Here is a 20,110-nt window from a genome sequence, read left to right as displayed (position 1 = left end):
GAGGAGCACGACCGTGGCGTACGTCGTCCGCGACCAGTGGCAGCAGCACTATGCCGACGGCAAGGGGTTCCGGGAACTCGGTGAGCGCGAGCGGGCCCTGCTCGCCGAGCACGCTCCCGTTCCCGACGGCGGCGGACGCGCGCTCGACGTGGGCTGCGGCACCGGCAGCCTGGCCGCCTACCTTTCCTCCCTCGGCTACACGGTGGACGCCGTCGACTTCGCCGACAGCGCTCTCGCCCGGGCCCGGGACGAACATGCCGGCGTCGAGCGGGTGCACTGGATCTGCCTGGACATCGAGCGCGACGACCCGGCAGAGCTGCACGAGGACGGCTACGACCTGGTCACCATGCGGCTGATGTACCCCTTCCTGCGCGATCGCAGCCGCGTCCTGCACGGGCTCGGTGAACGACTGCGGCCCGGCGGCACGCTTGTGGTCATCACCCCCATGGTCGAGCACACCCCGGCCGAACGACGGGACATCGCCCTCGACGAGGACGAGGTCCGCCTGCTCACCGAAGGCTGGGAGACCGTCGAGCGGCTGGAGGCGGACCAGCTCGCCGTCCTGGTCCTGCGCGGCCCGTGCCACACAAGCACCCGGGCGGTGGAGCGGCAGCGACCGCCCACCGGTCTGGCTGTGACAGGCGCCCTTGCGGTCGTCACCGACGAGGCCGGCCGGGTCCTGCTCGGCCGCTCGCGCCGGGGCATGTGGGAACTTCCCGGCGGGAAGACCAGTGGTGCGGAGTCCTTCGAAGCGGCGGCGGTTCGGGAACTGGCCGAGGAGACGGGCCTGACCGCCTCGGCCTCGGACGCGCACGTGGTCACGATGCTGGCCGACGACAGCCACGGCGTGCCGCGGCTCACCGCGGTCGTCCGTATCACCGCATGGTCCGGCACCCTCGCCAACCGAGAACGGCAGTTGTTCGACCGGTGGGAGTGGCATGACCTTCACGCCCTGGCCTGCCTCGGTCCCCTGTTCGCTCCAGCCGCGCAGGCCCTGGACGCGACCTGGCCCGGGGTTATCCCCGGCCTTGCACCGGTCCACTCCTATCCGCTCGCAATCGACCAACCGCCCGTGCCCGGCGAACCGGCCGAAGCTGTCCGGCTGCGCCAGCAGATGACGAACACGGTCATCGACGGCGGCTGGGCGCCTTCCGAACCGGTACAGCAGGCGCTGCGCACTGTGCCCCGACACCGCTTCGTCCCCGAGAAAGACCCGAAGACCGCGTACGACGGCGGCGACCGAGCCGTCATCACCCGCCGCGACGAGACAGGGAAAGCGACCAGTTCGGTGTCCGCGGCCTGGCTCCAGGCCGACATGCTCCAAAGCCTGTGCCTGAAGCCGGGAGCGATCGTGTTCGAGGCGGGATCCGGCGGCTACAACGCCGAGCTCATCGCCCACGTGGCCGGCCCCACGGGCAGGGTGGTTACCGGCGACATCGACCCCTACGTCGTGCACCGCACCCGGCGGTTGACCACAGAGGCCGGCAGCGGCCGTGTCACCGCGTTCCAGGGCGATGCGGCACTCGGCGCCCCCTCACACCTCGTACCGCGCGGCGGCTTCGACGCAGGCGTGATCACCTACAACTCCTGGGACATCTCCCCAGCCTGGCGGGAGCAGGTCGCTGAGGGCGGGCGCCTAGTCCTGCCCCTCGAAATCCACGGATACACCAGGGCGATCGCGTTCGAGCGACGCGGCGAGGTACTGCACGCGCGAAAGTTCACGCACTGTGGATTCCTCCGCGCCCAGGGCGAACACGCCCGCCCTATCCCGGCCGTGGACCTCCTCGACGGCGAGCTGAGGCTCCGATTCGAAGACGGCACCCCCGCCTCGACGAAGGGATTGGAAGAGGCCCTGCGCGAGCCGCGCCACCAGGTCGCCACCGGGGTCACCATGGGGGCCGGCTTCTACTTCGGCTCGCTGCAGCTCTACGCGGCCACCACATTGCCAGGCTTCGTCCGTCTGTCCGCCCACCGGGACAAAGGCACCGGCGTCACCCAGATCGCGAAGGACGGCGATGCGCCGGCGCTCCTCGGCGACGCCTCACTGGCCTACCTCATCCACGTCCAGACCCAGCGCGCTGACAGCCCTGCCGAAAAGGAGTGGGAGTGGGTCGTCCATGCCTTCGGACAGCACGGCCCGCAGCTCGCCGAGCAGCTGGCGGCCAAGGTGAGAGCCTGGGACCGCGACGTACGCACGAACGACGGCAAGCAAAACGACCCTGTCCTGACCGTTCACCCGGCTAGCATCCCCGACGGCCAGCTACCCGCCGGGGATGTCCTGGACAAGCCCCACAGCCGCCTCGTGTTCCAGTGGCCGGGCCGTGTGCCTTCACCGTAGACCCGGCCGGACGAAAGACGTGGGGCTGGCGCTGAAGCGCGCCGGACCGGGCCGGCCTGCTATGTCCGGCATACGTGAGCCCGACGGAACCCCGGCTCACGGGCGTCGAGTCCCACCCCTCATCGATCCCTGCACCTGCTAGAAGCCTCCACGACCCTGCCGTCCGCATCCCGTTTCCTCGAGGAGATCCATGGCCGAGACGACCCGCCCCTCCGAACAAACCGAGCGCGAAATCTGCAACACCACACGCAGTCCTTCCGGTGACCCGGTGCTGGTGCACACACCATCCCGCCTGGTGTCCGAGAGCCAGCAAGCCGACGGATCCGAAGCCACCGAACAGGCTGTCACCCTCCTGGCCCCAGAGATCCGAACCGGCCGATGCCAGTGCGGTGACATCGCATACGAGGTAAGCGGCCTCCCGGATGATCCCCATCTGTGCTCATGTCCTCATGAAACCCGGATCTCCGGCGGTCCAGCCGTACTCTGGGTCGGCTTCCACAAGAACGGGCTGGCCTGGACAGGCCCCGGCGGTGAACCAACCTGGTACTCGACATGGCCAGACCTTCGCCGCGGGTTCTGCCCCCGCTGCGGCACCCACCTGATCTCCGTCGCTGACTCCACAGACATGGTCATGGTGACCGGCTTCAGTCTCGACCTCCCCCACCAACGCGGTATCGAGCCGGTCGGGCATTCCTTCCGAGAGAACGCCGTTCCGTGGATGAAGATCACTCTCGCCCCAGAACCGCCCCCGTCCGCGGCCACGCTACCGTGCGGTTCATCACTAGCCCGCACGCCGGGCGGCTGATGTCCGTCGCCGGGCTGCCGAAGCCGGGCCCAGGCGTGCCGGTCGTCCGCTGGCGGATGCCGATCGGCAGCACGGTCCACACTCCTGACGCCAACGCGACTCATCAACGTGGCCGTCAGCAACCGGATCGTCGTCCTGGACGCAGGACGGATCGTCCAGGAAAGCACCCACGCCCAACTCACCCGGGAACCGCCGCCGTTCCAGTCCTTGTGGGAGCTGCAGCGACGGATGAGCGGCGGCGCCGCCTGATCCCGGCTCCCTCGTCCGCGCCATCCACACGCCCGACCACCGCCCTGAAAGGCAGAGCCACTTGGCCTCCTCCGCATCCCCTTCTGATCGCGTTGCACCGCGGGCTGCCCTCTCGGCAGCGCAGTACGCCGTATCCTCCCGGCACGCGGTGTGGCTCGGCGCCGCCGCGATCGTCACCGACCAGGTCGGCCGCGTCCTGCTGGTACACCCCACCTACCACGAGGACGACCGGTGGCTGCTGCCTGGAGGAGTCGTTGAACCCGGCGAACACCCGCACGACGCCTGCCGACGCGAGATCACCGAAGAACTGGGCCTGCCGAACGTGCCCCTGGCGAGCGTGCTCGTCGTCCACTCCCTCTCGTCGCACCACGCCGCCATCCGGCGCGGCATCCCATGTCCCGGAGAGATCCGCTACGTCTTCGACGGCGGAACCCTCACCCCTGACCAAGCGAAGGCGATCCGCCTGCCGCGCGAGGAACTATCCGAGTACGCCTTCCTCGAAACGCGGGACGCGATGCAGCGGCTGCGCCCCGTGGACGGGCAGATCATGCTCGCCGCCTACCGTGCCCGCCTCGGGAACACCCCCACCGCCCACCTCGCCGACGGCCGACACATCCTCGACATCCCACCCCTGGACCGCCATGACGTCCACGTCCGCTACCGGCCCTTGTGGGACAGCCCCCTCAATCGTGACCCTGTCCCTGAACGGCTCCCCGTGCAGCAAGCCTGGGCGTGGTGCTTCGTGCCCGACGGCCGGGTCGTCCTCGTCGCCGACCCAAGCCCCAGGGGCGCCCTGCCCATGCTGCCAGGCGGCACCGTGGAAGGGACCGACACGACACCCGAGCACACCCTCCACCGCGAAGCCGCCGAGGAAGCCCAGCTCACCCTGACCGACCCGGTGCGACTGGGCTGGGTGCTGGACGAGACCGGCGAGGTCTACGGCGGAGTGGGCCCCAACGCCCGGCTCCGCCTAGCCGCCCGGGTCACCGACATCGGGCCGGCGACAGTCGACCCCGCCACCGGCCACCCCTTCGCACGCCTGCTCGCCACCCCCGCCCAGGCAGCCGCCCTTCTGGGATGGGGCCCGCCAGGAGCGCGGCAAGCCCGACTCGCTGCTGAGACAGCCCGAGAGCGCTGGGGCCTGCCCACCGCTCGCCCCACCGCAATCGACGAAGTCCCTGCGGAGGGGATGCGGCTGAGCTGACACGAACGACCGCCCTTCTCAACTCTGGACCAGCCAGACCATCGATCGGAGGCACGCGTGCCTGACGACACCCAACAGGCGATCTCATCTGTCCCGAGCCCGGCGACAGGAGGTGGACCGCGGGAGCACCACATGCACCTGCTCCCGCGGTACTACCGTCAAGTAGAGGCAGGGCGCAAGACGATCGAAGTGAGGGTGGCCACCCCGCAGAAGCGCGCCGTTGCCGTCGGCGACACGGTCGTCTTCCACGACCGCGACACCGGCCGGGAGCTCGACGTCATCGTGCAGCGGATCGCCCCGTACCCCTCCTTCGAGGATCTGCTCAGTTCAGAGGACCCTGCGCGCATCGACCCGAGCGGGCCGCCCGGAGAACTGCTCGCCAACCTGCGCAGCATCTACCCGCCAGCCAAGGAGGGCCTCGGCGTCCTCGCCTTCGCATTCGACCACCGCCCTGCACGGCCAGGCCGACCGATGCCGATGACGCCCGCGCAGTACGCGCACACCGTCCCCCACCATACGGTGTACGGCTGCCTGTACATCCGCGACGAACACGACCGGCCGGTTCAACTGCGCTCGGTCTACGGCTCGCGCCTCTGGCAGTTCCCGGGCGGCAACCTGGACGCCCAAGGAGAGGACCCGCTGCAAACCGCCCGCCGCGAAGCACTCGAAGAGACCGGCCTCGAACTGGGCCTGGATACGCCGAAGCTTCTCCTGACGCACTTCCTGCACGCCGGGCCCCGCCTGCCGCTGAACAAGGTAGGGCTCATCTTCGACGGAGGCCGGCTCACCGCAGAGCAGCTCGGTCGGATCCGACTCGATCCCGCCGAGCATGACATGTGGGCCGTGCACGACCTCGCCACCTGGCAGGGCTTGATGGCGCCGCGCGCCTTCGCCCGCCTCGACGCCATCGAACAGGCCCGTCGTGGCGAAGGCCCCACCTACCTCACTACGCACGCCTGATCCCCAGCGCACCCACCCAGGAGGCAATCGTGGCCGCCGAGGACACCAACACACGGGCCTGGCATGTGTATGGCCAGCGACAACTGGCTCATGCCTACACCCCGCCCGTCCCCGACCAGCTCACCTGGACGCCTTGGGAAGGGGTCGGACCGGGAGCAGAGGTCCTCGGTGACGTCACCGGCCGCCGCGTCCTGGATATTGGTTCGGGAGCTGGCCACCACGCCGTCCATCTCACCCAAGCGCACGGAGCCCGCGTCACCGGAATCGAGCTGTCCCCGACCCAGCACGAACGCGCCGTCTCCGTCCACACGAACGTGGAGGGCGTGGAGTTCGTCCAAGGAGACGTGGCCGAGTACCTGGCCGGCACCGCGCCCTTCGACGCCGCATACGCGATCGGGACGCTCGGGTTCATCGATCCGCACCGCTCCCTGCCCGCGCTGCGCGACGGACTGCGCCCCGGTGCCCCTCTGATCCTCTCGCTCCTCCACACCGACTTGCACGGCTGCGGCCCGTCCACGGAGGTGGCGCCGCGCGAGCAGATGATCCTGCTGCGCGACGATCCGCCCCTGCCGACGCAGATGTGGGTCCTGTCACCGCAGCTGTGGGAGGACCTGCTCACCGAGTACGGCTTCCGCGTCGAGGCCATCGACCTGCTGCCTCACCCCGACGAGGGCGCCACGGTTGTCCAGCAGCTCATCCGCGCCCGGCGCCTTCCCGACCGGCCGGCGCGAGTCTCCAGCCGGCCCCGCAGCACCCGAGCGCCGGCAGCCCACGCAGCCGTCGGCGTCGGAGCGATCCTGCTGAGCGAACAAGGCATTCTGTTGGGCCGGCACCGACGCGGCACCCTCGAACTGCCCGGTGGGAGCGTGGAGGCCGGGGAATCCTTCGAGGACGCGGTGATCCGAGAACTCGGCGAGGAAACCGGTCTGATCGCTCGGACCGGCGACGTCCAGCTGCTGGGCACGCTCGTCGACCACGTCGGAAGTGTCCTGCGGGTCACCGTCGGCGCGCTCGTCCACGCCTGGCAGGGGCAGCCGACCACGCAGCCGGACGAGAGCGTCGGCGACTGGGCTTGGCACCCGCTCGATCAGCTGCCCGACGGCCTGTTCGTGTGCAGCGCCCAGATCCTCACCGCATGGCGACCCGACCTGGCCATCGACCACTCACCAGCGCACTCCACGCGTTTCGCACCCGGACCAGCGGCCATGTCGGGCGACGGCCTGGCCTGACCGCCGACACCGACGTACACCTGTCGCGCCGCTGGTCGTTTACTGTCGAAGGAGACGTAGTTGAAGATCGTGCTGATGTCCGACGCTCGGGTCGCCGCCATCCCTGTTCAGGACTGCGGCGAGGAACTCATCGACATACGGGCGTCCGACCTGTTCCTCGTCGATCAACGCAGGCAGGACTCCGACGGCCACTTCGCGCACCTGCGGCACGGGCTCATCGAGCGCCTGGAACACGCCCAACGACTGCTTCCCACTGAGTTCCGCCTGCTCGTCGTCGAGGGGTACCGGCCTCCGGCGCTCCAGCGGGCGTATTTCGAGGAGTACGCGACCGAGCTGCGTCGCGAAAACCCCGACTGGAGCGACAGCCGCGTCCACGAGGCCGCAAGCGGCTACGTCTCCCCACCGGACATCGCGCCGCACAGCGCCGGTGCGGCCGTCGACCTGACCCTCGCCGCCCCGGACGGCCAGGAGGTGGACATGGGGACGAGGATGAACGCCTCCCCAGAGGAAAGCGACGGCGCCTGTTACACCCACGCGAACTCGATCAGCGGCGCCGCCCGGGCCCATCGCGACACGCTCTGCCGCGTCATGTCAGCCGCCGGTTTTGTGAACTATCCAACGGAGTGGTGGCATTTCAGCTACGGAGACCGATACTGGGCCCTCCACACCGGCCAGGCAGCCGCCGTCTACGGACCATGCGACCGCACGTAAGCAGCAGCTACCAGCAGTACCGCGAAGGAGCGCGACATCGTGAGCAAGCCGACCGCCGTCCTGCTCATCGGGATCACCGGCTCCGGCAAGACGCACCTTGCACAGGCCCTCGCCGCGATGGGCCTTGTTCGCCTCAGCGTTGACGAGGAGATCCACCGCCTCCACGGCCGGTATGGGGTCGACTACCCCGAGCACAGGTATTTCGAGCGCGAGGCTCCTGCGGTCGAGACCGTACGTGCGCAGCTCACGGAGCACCTTCGCGCGGGCCGTGCCGTCGTCCTCGACCACGGCCTGTGGCGTCGTTCCGATCGCGAGGAATGGAAGAAGACAGTCCGGGCCGCCGGCGGACTCCCGCTGCTCGTCTACCTGCCGGCCTCCAGGGAGAAGCTCCTGCGGCGCCTCGCCGCGCGCAACCAGCGCAAGGACGCCAATGCCTTGAACGTGACTCCCGAAGCCCTGGACGACTTCTTCGCTCGGTTCGAACCGCCTACCGACGATGAAGGTGCCGTCATCACCTACAACGGCGACGCAGAGGTCATCCGCTCCATGATCAGATGACGCCCGCGGCCGTCCCGCCGAGCAGAGGCGCCAGGTGCTCGGCCATCACGAGCAAGGACCGCTCCGAATAGGCCGGTCCTACCAGCTGCACACCGATCGGGAGGCCATCGGCGCTACGCCCAGCAGGCATGATCAGGCTGGGCAGACCGACGTGGCTGGTCAGGTTGACCCAGCCGGTCTGGTCGAAGAAGCTCCGTTCGACGCCGTCGACCATGAGAGAGCGGCTCCCGGCTGGGATCGCCGCAGTAGGAGCGGCGGGCGTAATGAGGACGTCGTGCTGGGCGTCGGCGAAGAACCGGTGCCACGTCTGCCGGAGCCGGAGGCGCTCCTCGTTGGCGCGGAGCCAGACACGGTGTGTCTGCGTTCGGTGGCGGAGGAAGGCGGCTCGAGGGCTCGCATCCTCCGTGTGCAGGTCACGGGCAGCGGCGAGTTCGGCGGCGCTAGCGTCGTCGTCGGTGGCTGCCGTCGTGGTGGCGTAGAGGAGCTGCTCGAAGAGGCGCAGCGAGTCAGCGAAGCCGACCGGCCCCGCGGTGTGGCGGATACTCGCGCCGGCGGAGGTCAGCGTCCGTTCGACGGTGGCGAGAGCATCGGCGGTGTTGCGGTCGACTCGGCAGCTCGCGTCGTCGGCCCACACTGCCACGCGGAGCTGGCCGATCGGGCGTTGCGCCGTGGGCAGCGTGACGCTCCAGGGGTTGTTCTCGTCGGGTGACGGTGTCGTCAGTGCGGCGAGGAGCAGGTCGAGGTCTCGGGGGTGGCGGGCCAGGGGGCCGGGGGTGACCATGTCGCTGCTGGTGATCCACCCCGGCGGGCGAGGGACGTGGCCGCGGGCTGGGATTAGTCCCTGCGTGGGGCGCAGGCCGTAGACACCGCAGTAGTGGGCGGGGAGCCGCAGGGAGCCGGCGAGGTCGCTGCCGAGGTCGGCGGGGGTCAGACGGGCGGCGACTGCTGCGGCGGGGCCGCCGGAGGAGCCGCCGGTAGTGCGCTTGGGGTCATGCGGGTTAAGCGTGGGGCCGAACAGGACGTTGTCGGTGTGCAGGTCTTGGCAGTACGCCGGGGTATTGGTCTTGCCCATGATGACGGCGCCTTGGTGGCGGAGCCGGGCGACGGCGTCGGCATCGTGTGCAGGAACGTGATCGGCGAGGTCTTCGGCACCGCTGGTGGTGCGCAGGCCGGCCGTCTCGAAGCTGTCCTTGATCGTGAGGGGAAGGCCATCGAGGATGCCGGTGCTCTCGTTGCGGGCGCGGCGTTCGTCGGCCGCGTGTGCGACGGCTCGGGCAGCGCTGTCGTCGCGGGTGACGACGGCGTTGATCTGGCTGGCGTCGATCTGCGCCAGGTGGAGGTCGAGCAGTTCGCGGCTGGAGATCTCGCGGCGATCCAGGGCCTGGAGCTGGACGTGGGCGGGCTGGTGGGTGAGGTCGGTCGTCATGCGGAGACCTGCTCAAGGTGGGGGGCTCGTGCGGGCTGGCGGGGCAGGTGGCGCGCGACGTCGAGCAGAGCGTCGATGTCGTCCATGGGCCTGCTGGTCTGGCGTTCGGAGTCGGCGAACTCGGTGAGCTGGTCGGTCTCCGGGCGGGTACCGGCGGCCCGGGCGGCGATTCCGGCGAGGATCTGGTCGGCGGTGACGGCCGCGGACAGCTCTTCTCCGTGAAGCCCTCGGGCCCGGTGGCGGGCTTCGCTGGCTTCGCGGACTGCGGCATCAAGGTACTGACGGATCACGAACCGTCCGTCTCGGATCTCGACTGCTCGGCGGTAGAGCCGGATCGAGATGCTGCGGAAGCGGCGCCTCTGGGCCGGGTCGACTCGGTCGATCGGCAGTGCGATCTCGGGCGCCTCGCTGTAGAACGCCAGCCACAGGGGGCGTAGGCCGTAGTAGCTGCGGTATTGCTTGATCCGGTACTGGAGGCTCTGAGCCTGATCGTTGATGGTGGGCACTAGCCAGCCGATGAGCGTGAGCATGGCGCCGACATCGCCGCAGGTCCACGCGAAGCCCTCCCACTCTGCGAGCGACGCGTTGAAGGCACCGGCGATCACGTTCCCGATGCGCACGGCGCTGTATCCGAGAGTGACGGTCGCGCCGAGGGCGACGATGCGCAGGCCGATACGGACGGACCCGCGTGTGCTGCGGTGGGCCAGGCGCCAGCAAGCACGGGCGAGGGACAGTTCACCGATGGTGTAGGCCGTGACGTACAGGGTGAGATATGCGGCGTACCAGCCATCATGCGCGTAGTACAGCGTGAAGTTGATCGGTCGCGGCGCGTTCGGCGTCAGCAGGGCGAACAGCACCAGCAGCCCTGCGATCACAGTGAAGCCTGCGGCTAGCCACTCCCGTGCCCTCCTGCGGGCAACTTCGGGGGGTGATCCCCAGTAGGTGAGGACGATCTGCTGGCAGGCGAGCAGCGCGACCACGCACCCCATCGCCAGGGGTACGGAGAGGTTCACCACGCCCAGGACATGGTCGAGGTACTGCCACATCAGTGTGATGGAGAACAGGAACGACAGCCCTGACAGCAGGAAGACGGCGGCCAGCGCGGTGAAAGCGGGGTCTCGGCGGCGGGTCGGCACGTCCCGCAGCAAGCAGAGGAAGCCGAGCGTGGCGACGACGAGGCTGATCGGGTGGAGCAGGTCCTTCACGGCCGGGCCTCCCGTCGGCGCAGCAGCGTGTGCGTGACGCGGTCCTGCACTTCGTCTCCGGAGGACTCGTCGCTGCGCAGCCACCGGTCGATGATCCGGCGCTGGATCAACGAGGCGAGAAGTTCGGTGTCCCGCTCCTCGTCCTCGTCGTACTTGGTACGGCCCAGCATCATCTCGACGGTGGCCGAGCCCACGCTGGTGAAGATCGTTGAGGAGAGCGCGGACGCCGGGCGGTTCTTGTGGTGGCCGAGCAGAAGGTGGCTGAACTCGTGGGCGATGATGTGGTCCTGGTGCAGGGAGCTGGTCCGCGGGTCGTAGTACACGTGGAAGGCACTCTCCGTGACGGCGCATGCCCCGCACACGGAGGGCGCCTGCTCACGGGCCTCCAGGACCACCTTCCGTCCCGTGCGGCGTGAGACCTCGTCGCTGAGGTCGCGGATATTGGTGACGTGCGGGAGCTGCAGCTCGGCCAAGAGGTCAGGCCGGCGCAGCCTACGTGCGGACCACATTGCTTTTCCTTGATCACTTACTGAACGCGGCCGTTTTACGAGCCAGTTGAGGGCGGCAACCCCTCGGATTTTCGTACGCTCTCGACGATTCCCAGGACGGCATCCTTTCCGTCTGCGGAAACGTCGGACAGGCGAAGGAGCACGTTTTTGATCTTCGTGTCGCGAAGCAGTGCGAGCAACTCAAGTTCCTGCACGGTCTTTTCGGCGACGGCGTCGTCGAACCAGTACGCGGGGTCCACGCCGAAAAACCCTGCTAGCGCTTCGAGGTGACGCTTCGTCGGGTTATCGCGCTGCCCGGTCCGCAGGAGCCAGAGGTACTGGGCCGACAGTTTGCCCAGCCCGCGCTTCTCCATGAGTTCGGCCACCTCGGCGTTGCTGAAGGGGCCGCGGTCGGGCGGGTGCACTGTGTCGAACAGGCGGTTTAGGCGGTCCATGAGCCCCTTGGGGCTCACCTGGCCTTCGGTCGAGTCTTTCATGATCCTTTCCTGGGTGGACTTCGTCGTCACTTCAAGCACCCTACCCCGCGATAAACGTGAGTTGACGAGCTGATCCACTGTATGGAAAGTTCTTCCTCACCAGCACGTTTCCGTGTGACGCGTACCACCTGTTTCAGGTCGGCCTGTCCGTTTCTACCGGCAGGAGTATGCCGGGTGAGTGGCACAAGCCACATTCAGCCAGCGACATAGGTCACGTCTGGCACGCAGGATTTTATCTTCGACCGGAAAGCGCGGAGGCGGCAGTGGAAACACCCCATCCGCCTCGCATTTCCACTGCAGGGAATAACAGACACCCATTCCAATTCGGACACAGTGACACGCTCTCGGCGTTCGAGGCAACCGCGGCATCGGTGCGCTTCGACGCGGGGGTGCGCCCCAGGTCGCGCCGTACGGACACTTGCGGCACACGATCATCCGATGACTCTCTGCAACCAGTACAGAGTTTAAGAACCAAGTCTGGATCTTGATACGGGTCCGTGCGTATGTTCGTCGTCCCCGGGCAGCCCGCCCGCAGCGACGGACATGAGGAGAGCACGAGGACGGACCGGACCGCGAAGGTCCACAAACAGCGACGGCGCCCGGGAGCGGTAACTCACGGACGCCGAACGCTAAGCGGCATACCCGCCCCGGCAAGGGCGGAGATTGCCCACCATCACCACGCTGAGTCCTTCCAAGGGGCGCGTCAGCGTGGCAACACTGCAAAGGGGAGTATCGCATGTCTCCTGCCCTGCGCAAAAGGCCCTTTCGCCTGGCCTGCGCGGCAGCCATCTCCGCCTCGGCGCCTCAGCGCCCCGAGCCGGACCGCACGTTCATGGCCCCGCCGAGCTGCGGGACCCGCCCGCTCGTCGGGAGCTGCCGATGAGCAGCGAAGCCCGCGACTGGGTGTGGGAGCACAGTTGCAGCCGGGGGACGGCGCGTCTGGTCCTGCTGTCGATCGCCGACCGGGTGGGCGACGAGCAGTGCGTCTCCTGGGCCTCGCTGTCGAGCCTGGCCAAGCGCACCCGCGCCTCCGTCTCCACGGTCCGCGAAGCCATCGACCGTCTGGTCGACGCCGGTGAGCTGGAGCAGCTCGAAGACCTCACCGGCCCGCAGCGCAGCACCGTCTACCGCCTCCCCCTCGCCGCCAAGGTCCTGGCGGAGACCGTGGACGACAAGGACCCCGACCAGACGCCGGCGGAGGGGACCGAAGCCACCCCGGCGCTCCGGATCTCGGCCCTGCGGCGCTACAACATCCGCCCGCGTGAGGTGCCGGAATCCCCTGCGAGGGCCCGGAAACCGGCAGTACCGGAATCCGGCAGGTCCGGACGGAAACCGGCACCTCGACGTGCCGGGAACCGGCACAGCGATGTACCGGAAACCGGCACACAGAACCGTTGTGAACCGGATTTGAACCGGAGGTACAGCAGTGGTGGTGCTGCCGTCCTCTCGGCTGCCGAGTGGCAGGTCGACCCAGCCACCCACACCTGGGCCCGCGAGCAGGGGCACCTCGACCGTCTGGGCGAGCAGGGCCTGCAGGCGGCCGACGCGAAGTGGCGTGCCCACCGCTCCGGCTTCAAGCCGAGGCCGGCGGCTGCGTGGGCTGCCGACTGGCGTTCCTGGGTCGCCCGGGAGCACCCCCCTGGCCGCCCGAACCTCTACGCCGTGCCCGGCACGGGTCCCGGCCAGCCCGGCGGCATGACGCGGGCAGAGGCCCACACCGCTGCCCTCCTCGCCGCCCTGAACGAGCCGACCGGAACGGAGCAGTAGTCGTGGACCGCCGTGAAATCGCCGCCCTGCTGGCCTACATCGGCCGACTCGACCCCCGCACCATCCGCACCGACCAGGGCGAGGCACGCGACCAGCTCGCACAGTGGCACGAGCTGCTTGGCGACGTGCCGATGGCCACTCCGCACGGCTGGGACGCCCGCGTCGCCGCCCGCCAGCACATCAGAGTCTCGCCGTACCAGATCCTGCCCGCGGACGTCGCCCGCCCCTGGGAGAGCTACCGTCGCGACCGCCTGGCCCGGCACTCCGATCCCACGCCGTCCGCCGACCCGGACGACCAGGCCGCCTGGACCGCCGAGCTGGTCGGCACCCGCCGCGCCGTCGCCGCCGGCACCGCGCAGCCCGCCCAGGCCAGAGCCATCACCAGCGGTCGCGACCGCATCGACCCAAGGTTGGAGGCGAGGCTGCGGCAGATCGGCTCCTGCATACCGCCCGCCGCCCGCGCAGCCCTCGCCCCCTATCGGCCCGCTCGCGCAGCCCGCGAGGCCGCCGTCGCTCAGGGGCTGCCCGACGCCCTGAGCGTCAAGTGCGAGTGGTGCCTGGCCCAGCCCGGTGAGCCGTGTCGTCGCCGCCGGATCGGTCCCGACGACGGGGTACGCACGACCGCCCCGCGCGCCACCCCGCACCCCGGCCGCGTCGACCTCGCCGCCGCCCGGCAGGCCCAGGAGCCCGCCGTGGCCTGACCGGCGCATCGGGCGCGTGCATCCCGCCCGATGCACCGCTACCCCCTATCACCGTCCCGCCCCGGCTGCGGCGCACGCCCTCGCGCTGCGGCCACCCGACGCCGCGCCCAGCACCGCCCCAGCCGGCCGACGCGGCAGCACATCGGAGACCACCCTTGCGTCACATCACCACCCACGACGCGCCGGCCACCGGCCTGCGCAGTATCGGAGACACCAACTGGCACACCCAGGGAGCGTGCCACGGCATGGACGTCGAGGACGCTGACGCCGTCTTCTTCCCGCTCCCGCGGGACCACGAAGCCATCGCCGAGGCGAAGGAGCTGTGCGGCTGGTGCCCGGTACGCAGCGACTGCCTCAACTTCGCCCTGGAGAACGTCCTCAAGGAGGGCATCTGGGGCGGCCTCACCGAGGCCGAGCGGCGTCCATGGCACGACGGACTGCACCAGCGCCTCGACTACCGACGCGTAACCTCCTTTTTCCTGGGACGCGACGTGCATCTGACCGAGGCCGAGCGGCGGGTCGTCATCGACCACGCCTACGTACGCGGCTGGCGGCCCGACCGGCTCGCCACCGCCCTTCAGATCAGCCACAAGCACGCTCGCGACCTGCTGCGGCAGGCGGCCAACAAGGTGTTCGACCGCGACCGCACCTACGGCGTGCCGCGGCCCAAGAAGAAGCGGAAGAAGACCGCCCCAGCAGCAGGCGGCCCCCCGCCCGCCTCAGCACCCGGCATACAGCAGCCAGCAGCCCGCCCGGCAGTGTCGACTCCGGCGCACGCCTCTCTCGGAAAGGCCGCATGACCCACCCCTTCCTGTCCCTCGGCGCCGCTCCGGACCTCTCTCTCCTCCTCGCCGCCGTGGTGCCCGCCGCCGTCGTGCTGGTGCTGACCGCCTGGACGATCCGGCGCCAGGGCACACGCCCGCAGAAACGTCTCAGCGGTCCGGCGGTCAAGGTCGCTGCCCTTGCCGCCCTCGGCTGTACTTGCTACTCCGCGGACACGAGCTGGCGGTTCGCCGCCGACTACCTCGACATGGCCGGCACCGCCGAGCGGGCCGGCATGTTCGCCGCAGCCGAGCTGGCGCTCTTCGCGACGGCGCTAATGGCACGGCAGAACCTGGCCACCGAGGGCGCCCCCGGCCTTCCGGGCACGCTGGTCTGGGTGATCACCGGAGTGCAGGTGATCCCCGCCTATGCCGAGAGCGGTCCTATCGGCGGCACGGTAAGGGCCTTCGTCGGGCCGGTCATGGCGGCGATGCTGTGGCACCTCGCCATGGGGATCGAGCTGCGCCTGCGCACCCCGGGTGCCGCCTCCCACGGACTGATCGCCGTCCTGGGGCGGGAAGCACGCGAGCGGCTGCTGTCCCGCCTCGGGATCGCCGCACGCGACCGCGACGCCGCACAGATCACCCGGGACCGGGCCACCGCCCGCGCAGTCGCCCTCGCCGTCCGCCTCGCCGAACGCACACCCGAGCAGCAGCAGAGCCGACGCGGCCGGCGGCTGACGCGGCGCCTGTCGAAGGCGGTCGGCAGGGCCTCGGTCGGGACCGACGCCCGCCAGCGCGCACAGCTGCTCGACCAGCTCGCCGCGCGCCGGCACGCACTCGCGCTCGCCACGGTCCCGCTTCCCTCGCCCTGGTCCCCGGCGCACATCACCGTGAGGGCAGCCGCCGTCCCCTCGCATCCGGCCTCGACGGCGCCGGTCCCCGCAGCCGATCCCCCCGGCCCCCACGAGTCGTACAGGGACCGGGGACCGAGCGCCCCGAGGGGACCGGTCCCCAAGATTGCGGACTCTAAGGCGTCGGATGGCGCGGGGACCGGGGGCGAGAACGCGGGGACCAGGGTGGGGACCGAGGTTCCAGCCACAGGTGGGGTCCCGGGGACCGGTCCCACCGACCCGGAAGCCTCACAGGGGGACGCCGGAGGCGTGGGGACCGACCGCACTACGCGAGAAGTAGCTGCTCAAGGCCCTGATTCGCATCCAGGACCGAACGACACCGAGTCGGGGACCGAGCCCACCGGGGACCGGGGACCGAACGACACCGACACGGGGACCGAGCCCACCGGGGACCGGGGACCGAACGACACCGACACGGGGACCGAGCCCACCGGGGACCCGGGACACACGGTGCCTCTGCGGAGCAAGACGGCCACGAAGCCCCGGACTAAGACCAAGGGGAAGCGCGCCCGGTCCCGCAGCCCGCAGACGCAGCGCGCGCCGCGGGAGCTCGAGCAGTCGGTGGACCAGCTCGTCCAGCAGGTCCGTCCGCACGTCTCTGCCCTGCTCGAACGGGACGGCAACGAGTCCGTCACCCGGGTCCAGCTGCGGGAGATTCTCCGCCGTGAGGGCCTGAAGGGCGGCCGGAACGACCGGCTGAGCCTCGTCCTCCAGGAACTGCGGAGTGACGCCACCACGACGACAAGGAGCTCCGCCCGATGAAGACCTGCCACCAGTTCGACGCCGTCCGTGCGGAGTACGAGCGGGAGATCGGCTTCATGCTCGCCCACTCAAAGCGGCACGAGGGCAGGCCGGCGGCGAAGTCCAGCGCGAAGCAGGCTGCCTCGACGAAGCAGCGGATGGCCCGCGCGCTCAACAGCCACGTCGGTCGCTGCCCCGAGTGCGGCTGAACCGGCAAAACCCCGCTCAAGGCCCCCTAATCGCAAAGGGTGGCCCGGCTCCGTGCCGGGCCACCCGCCCCGCTTGAGGAGACACGCCTTGATTCCGCGTCCTGTTCGCTCATCCGAGGCCACGGTTGTCGAGGCCAGCGCCTGGGCGGACGTCCTGGTCCGCCGGAGACTCCTGCACGCCGCCGTCCTCGCGCCTACCGGCCAGTGGCTCGTCCAGGGCCACTCAGAAGGATCCGTCCGCGTCCTTACGGGACCGGCCGACGTCCTCGCGCTGGCCGCGAGCATCCAACAGCACACCCGCTCCACGAGGCCCGAATCCTGATGACGAACCCCACCCAGACCGGCACCGCCCCGGAACCTGCTCCCAACTCCAACTCAGTCTCGGGGCCAGCAAGTTATCGGCCAAGACACTCTTCCCCGTCGGGGAAGCGCGCCTTGGCCAAGCCCGCCCCGGGGGTGGCGAGAGCGGACCAGCACCGGGGGGTGCTGGTCCGTGAGACAGCGACCGAGGGCGGATCGCAGCCGGAGGAGACGCCTTCACTGCACAAGCCGCGCGCCGCGAAGAAGACCTCGCGCAAGCGCTCGCCCAAGCCGCCCTCGCACAAGCGTGATTACGTCTGCAGCGTCCGCCTGAACGGCGACGAGAAGACCCTGCTCTGCGCTGCCGCCACCGCGACCCGTACGAGCCTGCCAGGCTTCCTCGCCCGCAGCGGGCTCGCCGCCGCTCACGACCTCGACAGCACCGCCGCCGCCATCGCCGGCCACCGCGAGCTGATCGCCGAGCTGTTCGCCGCACGCCGGCACCTCGGACAAGTCGGCAACAACCTCAACCAGATAGCCCGGGCCATCAACTCCGGCGGCCAGCCAGCGGAAATCGACGCGGTCGTCGCGGCGGTCCAGCGCGCCGTGACCCGCGTACAAGCAGCCACAGACCGACTGCTGGAGCAGCGCTGAGCTGGCTCCCCTTACCGCCCCGCATCCCGCCACTCCCAGCGACGACCTCGGACAGCAGCATGATCCCCCGGATACAAAAGCGCGGGCAGCGCACCATCGGTCTCCTCTACTACCTCTACGGGCCCGGGAAGCACGAGGAGCACATCGACCCGCACCTGGTCGCCTCGTGGGACCACAACGCTCCCGACCCCGGCCGCGACCCGTCTGCCACCCTCAAGCAGCTCCAGCAGCTCCTGGACCAACCCGTCGAGAACATCGACCAGGCTGACCGGCCGAAGAAGCACGTGTGGCATCTGTCCGTCCGCAACAGTGCCGAGGACCGGATCCTGACCGACGAGGAGTGGGGCGAGGTGGCCCGCCGGATGGTCGCCGCCACCGGTATCGACTACCCCGAACAGGGCGCGGGCTGCCGGTGGGTGGCCGTCCGGCATGCCGACGACCACATTCACATCGTCGCCACGCTCGTCCGTGAGGACGGCTACAAGCCCGACCTCGACCACGACGCCGCTCGCGCCCAGGCCCAGGCCCGCGCCTTGGAAGCGGAGCTGGGCTTGCGCCGGCTCAACAAGGGCGACGGCACCGCGGCCCAACGCCCCACCAGCGCCGAGCGCCACAAAGCCGAACGTCAGGGCCGCGAGCGCACCGCGCGGGAGGAACTGCGCGAAACCGTGCGCCGCGCGGTGGCCGGCGCCAGCAGCGAGACCGAGTTCTTCGACCGGCTGGCCGCCGCCGGCCTGATCATCCGTAAGCGCGTCGCCCCCTCCGGCGACCTGCTCGGCTACAAGGTCGCCCTGCCCGACGACCGCAACAAGGACGGCGAACCGGTCTTCTACGCCGGCGCCCGCCTGGCCCCCGATCTGTCCCTGCCCCGTATCCGGGAGCGCTGGTCCGCCGACACTCGCGACCAGGACGCCACACCGGCAGACGTGCCCGCCCCTGCGGCGCCGAGCGACCCGGCCGCCGCCCGCCGACGCACGGCCTCGGCCGCGTGGAACGCGGTGCTCGTCATCGAGCACGGCGACGACGCCATCGCCGCCGCGTACATTGCCGCTGCCGGCGAGGTCCTGGACGCGCTCGCGAAGACCTCCGCGGCCCTCACCAGGCGCGAACTGCGTGACGCCGCCTTCGCGTTCGAGCGGGCCTCCCGCTCCCACGTCCGCGCCGAGCGTGGCCACGACCGAGCGCTGCGGCAGGCCGCCCGTGACCTCGTCTATAGCGGTCCGGCGTTGGGCCGCGGCGAGGACGGCGCGACCACCGCGATGGCGATCGACATGCTGTTCTTCCTCATCACCGCCGCCGCCCACTGGCACGCGAAGAAGAACCACGCCCAGCAGGCCGCCGCCGCCCGCCAGGCCGCCGAACATCTGCGCGCCGCCTACCAGGCCGCCGCCGCCCAACCCCTCGGTGCCCTCTACCAGCGAGGCCGGCGCCTGGGCCGGGCGCCGCGGCAGCGGCAGACGACGGTGCTGCGCACAGCGCTGCCGGAGTTGGCCGAGCAGATCCTCGCCGAGCCCGGCTGGTACGCGCTCGCCGCCACCCTCGCCGACGCCGAAGCCGCCGGCCACGACCCGGCCGCCCTGCTCGCCGACGCCGCGGGTCGGCGGGAGCTGGACACGGCGGAGTCCGTCAGCGACGTCCTGGTGTGGCGGCTGCGCCGGGCAGCGGACCTGCCTGCGGATACCACCGGCATGGTGCCCGACGCTCACGCCGCACAGCGCTCGGCACAGCGCACCGGGCAGCACATCCCCGGACAGGCCCGGCCTGGGCGTGGCCGGTCGTGACTGTGGACTTTGTGAATTGAACAGGTCAGCGGACTTCGCGCACGATCATGACGCGTGCAGGACGAGACGAGGGAGGACACCGGGTGTTTCACCGGATACGACGACGCCGCCGCGCGGAAGAGGAAGAGTTCAGTGAGGTGCAGCGCCAAGCGTGCGAGGCGTGGCTGCGGATGGCCGACCAGGTGCCGCCGGTCCTGCAGATGCAGGAGGAGCATCAGCTCGCGGAGCCGGCGCCGGTTGTGGACGACTTCCTCCCGCCGGAGCTGCGCGTCCCCAGCCACGACCAGCTCGACGGCCGGGTGATGCCCTGGCCGTGGCCGGTCGTCCTGGACGGCGAGGTCGTCGCCTGCGCCGAGTGCGGCGCCTACCGCGAGTGGCTCATCCTCTCCACCCACGACCAGGTCTGGCTGCGCTGCCAGGCCGGCCACGAGCAGCACGAGACCCGACTCGACACCGCGTGGTTCAACCGACACTCCGGCCCGGGAGATGCCATCCACGCCACGTTCGAGGACTGCCTGCGGCACCTCGGCCACCGCTGACCTCCACTCCTTCGACCCCTTCTCGGGCCCACGGGCCCGCACTGTCCAACCGTCACCGAGCACCACAGGGGTC

Annotated in this window: 20 protein-coding genes; 16 read left to right on the top strand and 4 right to left on the bottom strand. The window is 70.1% G+C overall.

Translation table 11 applies throughout. The annotated features are described in order from the left end of the window. The first annotated feature begins 13 nt into the window (after positions 1 to 13). The 8 genes from fxlM to ACIBJF_RS06975 all read left to right on the top strand — a co-directional run bounded on the left by fxlM (position 14) and on the right by ACIBJF_RS06975 (position 8,054). Complete coding sequence (gene fxlM, locus ACIBJF_RS07010) at positions 14 to 2,338, top strand: methyltransferase, FxLD system (protein WP_399172657.1); 2,325 nt, start codon at positions 14 to 16, stop codon at positions 2,336 to 2,338. Between the two features lie 190 nt (positions 2,339 to 2,528). Beyond that, positions 2,529 to 3,143 carry a GFA family protein gene (locus ACIBJF_RS07005; RefSeq protein ID WP_399172656.1) on the top strand — a complete coding sequence of 205 codons (615 nt, stop codon included), beginning with the start codon at positions 2,529 to 2,531 and terminating at the stop codon, positions 3,141 to 3,143. A 108-nt stretch (positions 3,144 to 3,251) separates the two neighbouring features. After that, positions 3,252 to 3,392, top strand: a complete 141-nt coding sequence (locus tag ACIBJF_RS07000) for a hypothetical protein (protein WP_399172655.1) — start codon at positions 3,252 to 3,254, stop codon at positions 3,390 to 3,392. Positions 3,393 to 3,540: 148 nt separating this feature from the next. Next, positions 3,541 to 4,596 carry an NUDIX hydrolase gene (locus ACIBJF_RS06995; RefSeq protein WP_399172654.1) on the top strand — a complete coding sequence of 352 codons (1,056 nt, stop codon included), beginning with the start codon at positions 3,541 to 3,543 and terminating at the stop codon, positions 4,594 to 4,596. A 195-nt stretch (positions 4,597 to 4,791) separates the two neighbouring features. After that, on the top strand, positions 4,792 to 5,556 hold the full coding sequence (locus ACIBJF_RS06990) for an NUDIX domain-containing protein (RefSeq protein WP_399172653.1): 765 nt from the start codon (positions 4,792 to 4,794) through the stop codon (positions 5,554 to 5,556). Between the two features lie 29 nt (positions 5,557 to 5,585). Further along, complete coding sequence (locus tag ACIBJF_RS06985) at positions 5,586 to 6,785, top strand: bifunctional class I SAM-dependent methyltransferase/NUDIX hydrolase (RefSeq protein WP_399172652.1); 1,200 nt, start codon at positions 5,586 to 5,588, stop codon at positions 6,783 to 6,785. Between the two features lie 75 nt (positions 6,786 to 6,860). Then, on the top strand, positions 6,861 to 7,496 hold the full coding sequence (locus tag ACIBJF_RS06980) for a M15 family metallopeptidase (protein ID WP_399172755.1): 636 nt from the start codon (positions 6,861 to 6,863) through the stop codon (positions 7,494 to 7,496). 39 nt (positions 7,497 to 7,535) lie between these two features. After that, positions 7,536 to 8,054, top strand: coding sequence for an AAA family ATPase (locus ACIBJF_RS06975; RefSeq protein WP_399172651.1), 519 nt, complete (start codon positions 7,536 to 7,538; stop codon positions 8,052 to 8,054). Here ACIBJF_RS06975 and ACIBJF_RS06970 read toward each other — a convergent pair. The 4 genes from ACIBJF_RS06970 to ACIBJF_RS06955 are packed head-to-tail and all read right to left on the bottom strand — an operon-like array spanning position 8,047 to position 11,700. After that, positions 8,047 to 9,480, bottom strand: a complete 1,434-nt coding sequence (locus tag ACIBJF_RS06970) for an amidase family protein (RefSeq protein WP_399172649.1) — start codon at positions 9,478 to 9,480, stop codon at positions 8,047 to 8,049. The two genes, ACIBJF_RS06975 and ACIBJF_RS06970, sit on opposite strands and share 8 nt — an antisense overlap. Next, positions 9,477 to 10,685, bottom strand: a complete 1,209-nt coding sequence (locus ACIBJF_RS06965; RefSeq protein ID WP_145870842.1) for an MAB_1171c family putative transporter — start codon at positions 10,683 to 10,685, stop codon at positions 9,477 to 9,479. The genes ACIBJF_RS06970 and ACIBJF_RS06965 overlap by 4 nt, the downstream gene beginning before the upstream one ends. After that, positions 10,682 to 11,194, bottom strand: a complete 513-nt coding sequence (locus tag ACIBJF_RS06960; protein ID WP_245765974.1) for a hypothetical protein — start codon at positions 11,192 to 11,194, stop codon at positions 10,682 to 10,684. The genes ACIBJF_RS06965 and ACIBJF_RS06960 overlap by 4 nt, the downstream gene beginning before the upstream one ends. A gap of 35 nt (positions 11,195 to 11,229) precedes the next feature. Next, on the bottom strand, positions 11,230 to 11,700 hold the full coding sequence (locus tag ACIBJF_RS06955; protein ID WP_229924139.1) for an XRE family transcriptional regulator: 471 nt from the start codon (positions 11,698 to 11,700) through the stop codon (positions 11,230 to 11,232). A gap of 849 nt (positions 11,701 to 12,549) precedes the next feature. On the opposite strand from ACIBJF_RS06955, the gene ACIBJF_RS06950 reads away from it, so the two are divergent. The 8 genes from ACIBJF_RS06950 to ACIBJF_RS06915 all read left to right on the top strand — a co-directional run bounded on the left by ACIBJF_RS06950 (position 12,550) and on the right by ACIBJF_RS06915 (position 20,037). Further along, complete coding sequence (locus tag ACIBJF_RS06950) at positions 12,550 to 13,437, top strand: helix-turn-helix domain-containing protein (protein WP_399172648.1); 888 nt, start codon at positions 12,550 to 12,552, stop codon at positions 13,435 to 13,437. Positions 13,438 to 13,439: 2 nt separating this feature from the next. Further along, positions 13,440 to 14,138 (top strand): hypothetical protein, encoded by a 699-nt coding sequence (locus ACIBJF_RS06945; protein ID WP_399172647.1) that lies wholly within the window; start codon positions 13,440 to 13,442, stop codon positions 14,136 to 14,138. A gap of 155 nt (positions 14,139 to 14,293) precedes the next feature. Next, positions 14,294 to 14,938, top strand: a complete 645-nt coding sequence (locus ACIBJF_RS06940) for a WhiB family transcriptional regulator (protein ID WP_399172646.1) — start codon at positions 14,294 to 14,296, stop codon at positions 14,936 to 14,938. Next, positions 14,935 to 16,575 (top strand): hypothetical protein, encoded by a 1,641-nt coding sequence (locus tag ACIBJF_RS06935; protein ID WP_399172644.1) that lies wholly within the window; start codon positions 14,935 to 14,937, stop codon positions 16,573 to 16,575. Before ACIBJF_RS06940 ends, ACIBJF_RS06935 begins: the two co-directional genes overlap by 4 nt. After that, positions 16,572 to 16,763, top strand: a complete 192-nt coding sequence (locus tag ACIBJF_RS06930) for a hypothetical protein (protein WP_073946777.1) — start codon at positions 16,572 to 16,574, stop codon at positions 16,761 to 16,763. Before ACIBJF_RS06935 ends, ACIBJF_RS06930 begins: the two co-directional genes overlap by 4 nt. A gap of 435 nt (positions 16,764 to 17,198) precedes the next feature. Then, positions 17,199 to 17,717 (top strand): plasmid mobilization relaxosome protein MobC, encoded by a 519-nt coding sequence (mobC, locus tag ACIBJF_RS06925; RefSeq protein ID WP_234377038.1) that lies wholly within the window; start codon positions 17,199 to 17,201, stop codon positions 17,715 to 17,717. A 59-nt stretch (positions 17,718 to 17,776) separates the two neighbouring features. After that, positions 17,777 to 19,498, top strand: a complete 1,722-nt coding sequence (locus ACIBJF_RS06920; protein WP_399172642.1) for a relaxase/mobilization nuclease domain-containing protein — start codon at positions 17,777 to 17,779, stop codon at positions 19,496 to 19,498. 83 nt (positions 19,499 to 19,581) lie between these two features. After that, positions 19,582 to 20,037 (top strand): hypothetical protein, encoded by a 456-nt coding sequence (locus ACIBJF_RS06915; protein ID WP_073946774.1) that lies wholly within the window; start codon positions 19,582 to 19,584, stop codon positions 20,035 to 20,037. Positions 20,038 to 20,110 lie beyond the last annotated feature (73 nt).

Origin of the sequence: Streptomyces sp. NPDC050743, assembly GCF_044456925.1 — a bacterium.
Taxonomy (GTDB): Bacteria; Actinomycetota; Actinomycetes; order Streptomycetales; family Streptomycetaceae; genus Streptomyces.
This window is presented reverse-complemented; position numbering and strand designations above follow the sequence as displayed.

Coding starts and splice junctions, on each gene's coding strand:
- ACIBJF_RS06950 (WP_399172648.1), top strand. CDS start 12,550: ATGAGCAGCGAAGCCCGCGACTGGGTGTGGGAGCACAGTTGCAGCCGG.
- ACIBJF_RS06920 (WP_399172642.1), top strand. CDS start 17,777: ATGATCCCCCGGATACAAAAGCGCGGGCAGCGCACCATCGGTCTCCTC.
- ACIBJF_RS06930 (WP_073946777.1), top strand. CDS start 16,572: ATGAAGACCTGCCACCAGTTCGACGCCGTCCGTGCGGAGTACGAGCGG.
- ACIBJF_RS06960 (WP_245765974.1), bottom strand. CDS start 11,194: ATGTGGTCCGCACGTAGGCTGCGCCGGCCTGACCTCTTGGCCGAGCTG.
- ACIBJF_RS06980 (WP_399172755.1), top strand. CDS start 6,861: ATGTCCGACGCTCGGGTCGCCGCCATCCCTGTTCAGGACTGCGGCGAG.
- ACIBJF_RS06970 (WP_399172649.1), bottom strand. CDS start 9,480: ATGACGACCGACCTCACCCACCAGCCCGCCCACGTCCAGCTCCAGGCC.
- ACIBJF_RS06935 (WP_399172644.1), top strand. CDS start 14,935: ATGACCCACCCCTTCCTGTCCCTCGGCGCCGCTCCGGACCTCTCTCTC.
- ACIBJF_RS07005 (WP_399172656.1), top strand. CDS start 2,529: ATGGCCGAGACGACCCGCCCCTCCGAACAAACCGAGCGCGAAATCTGC.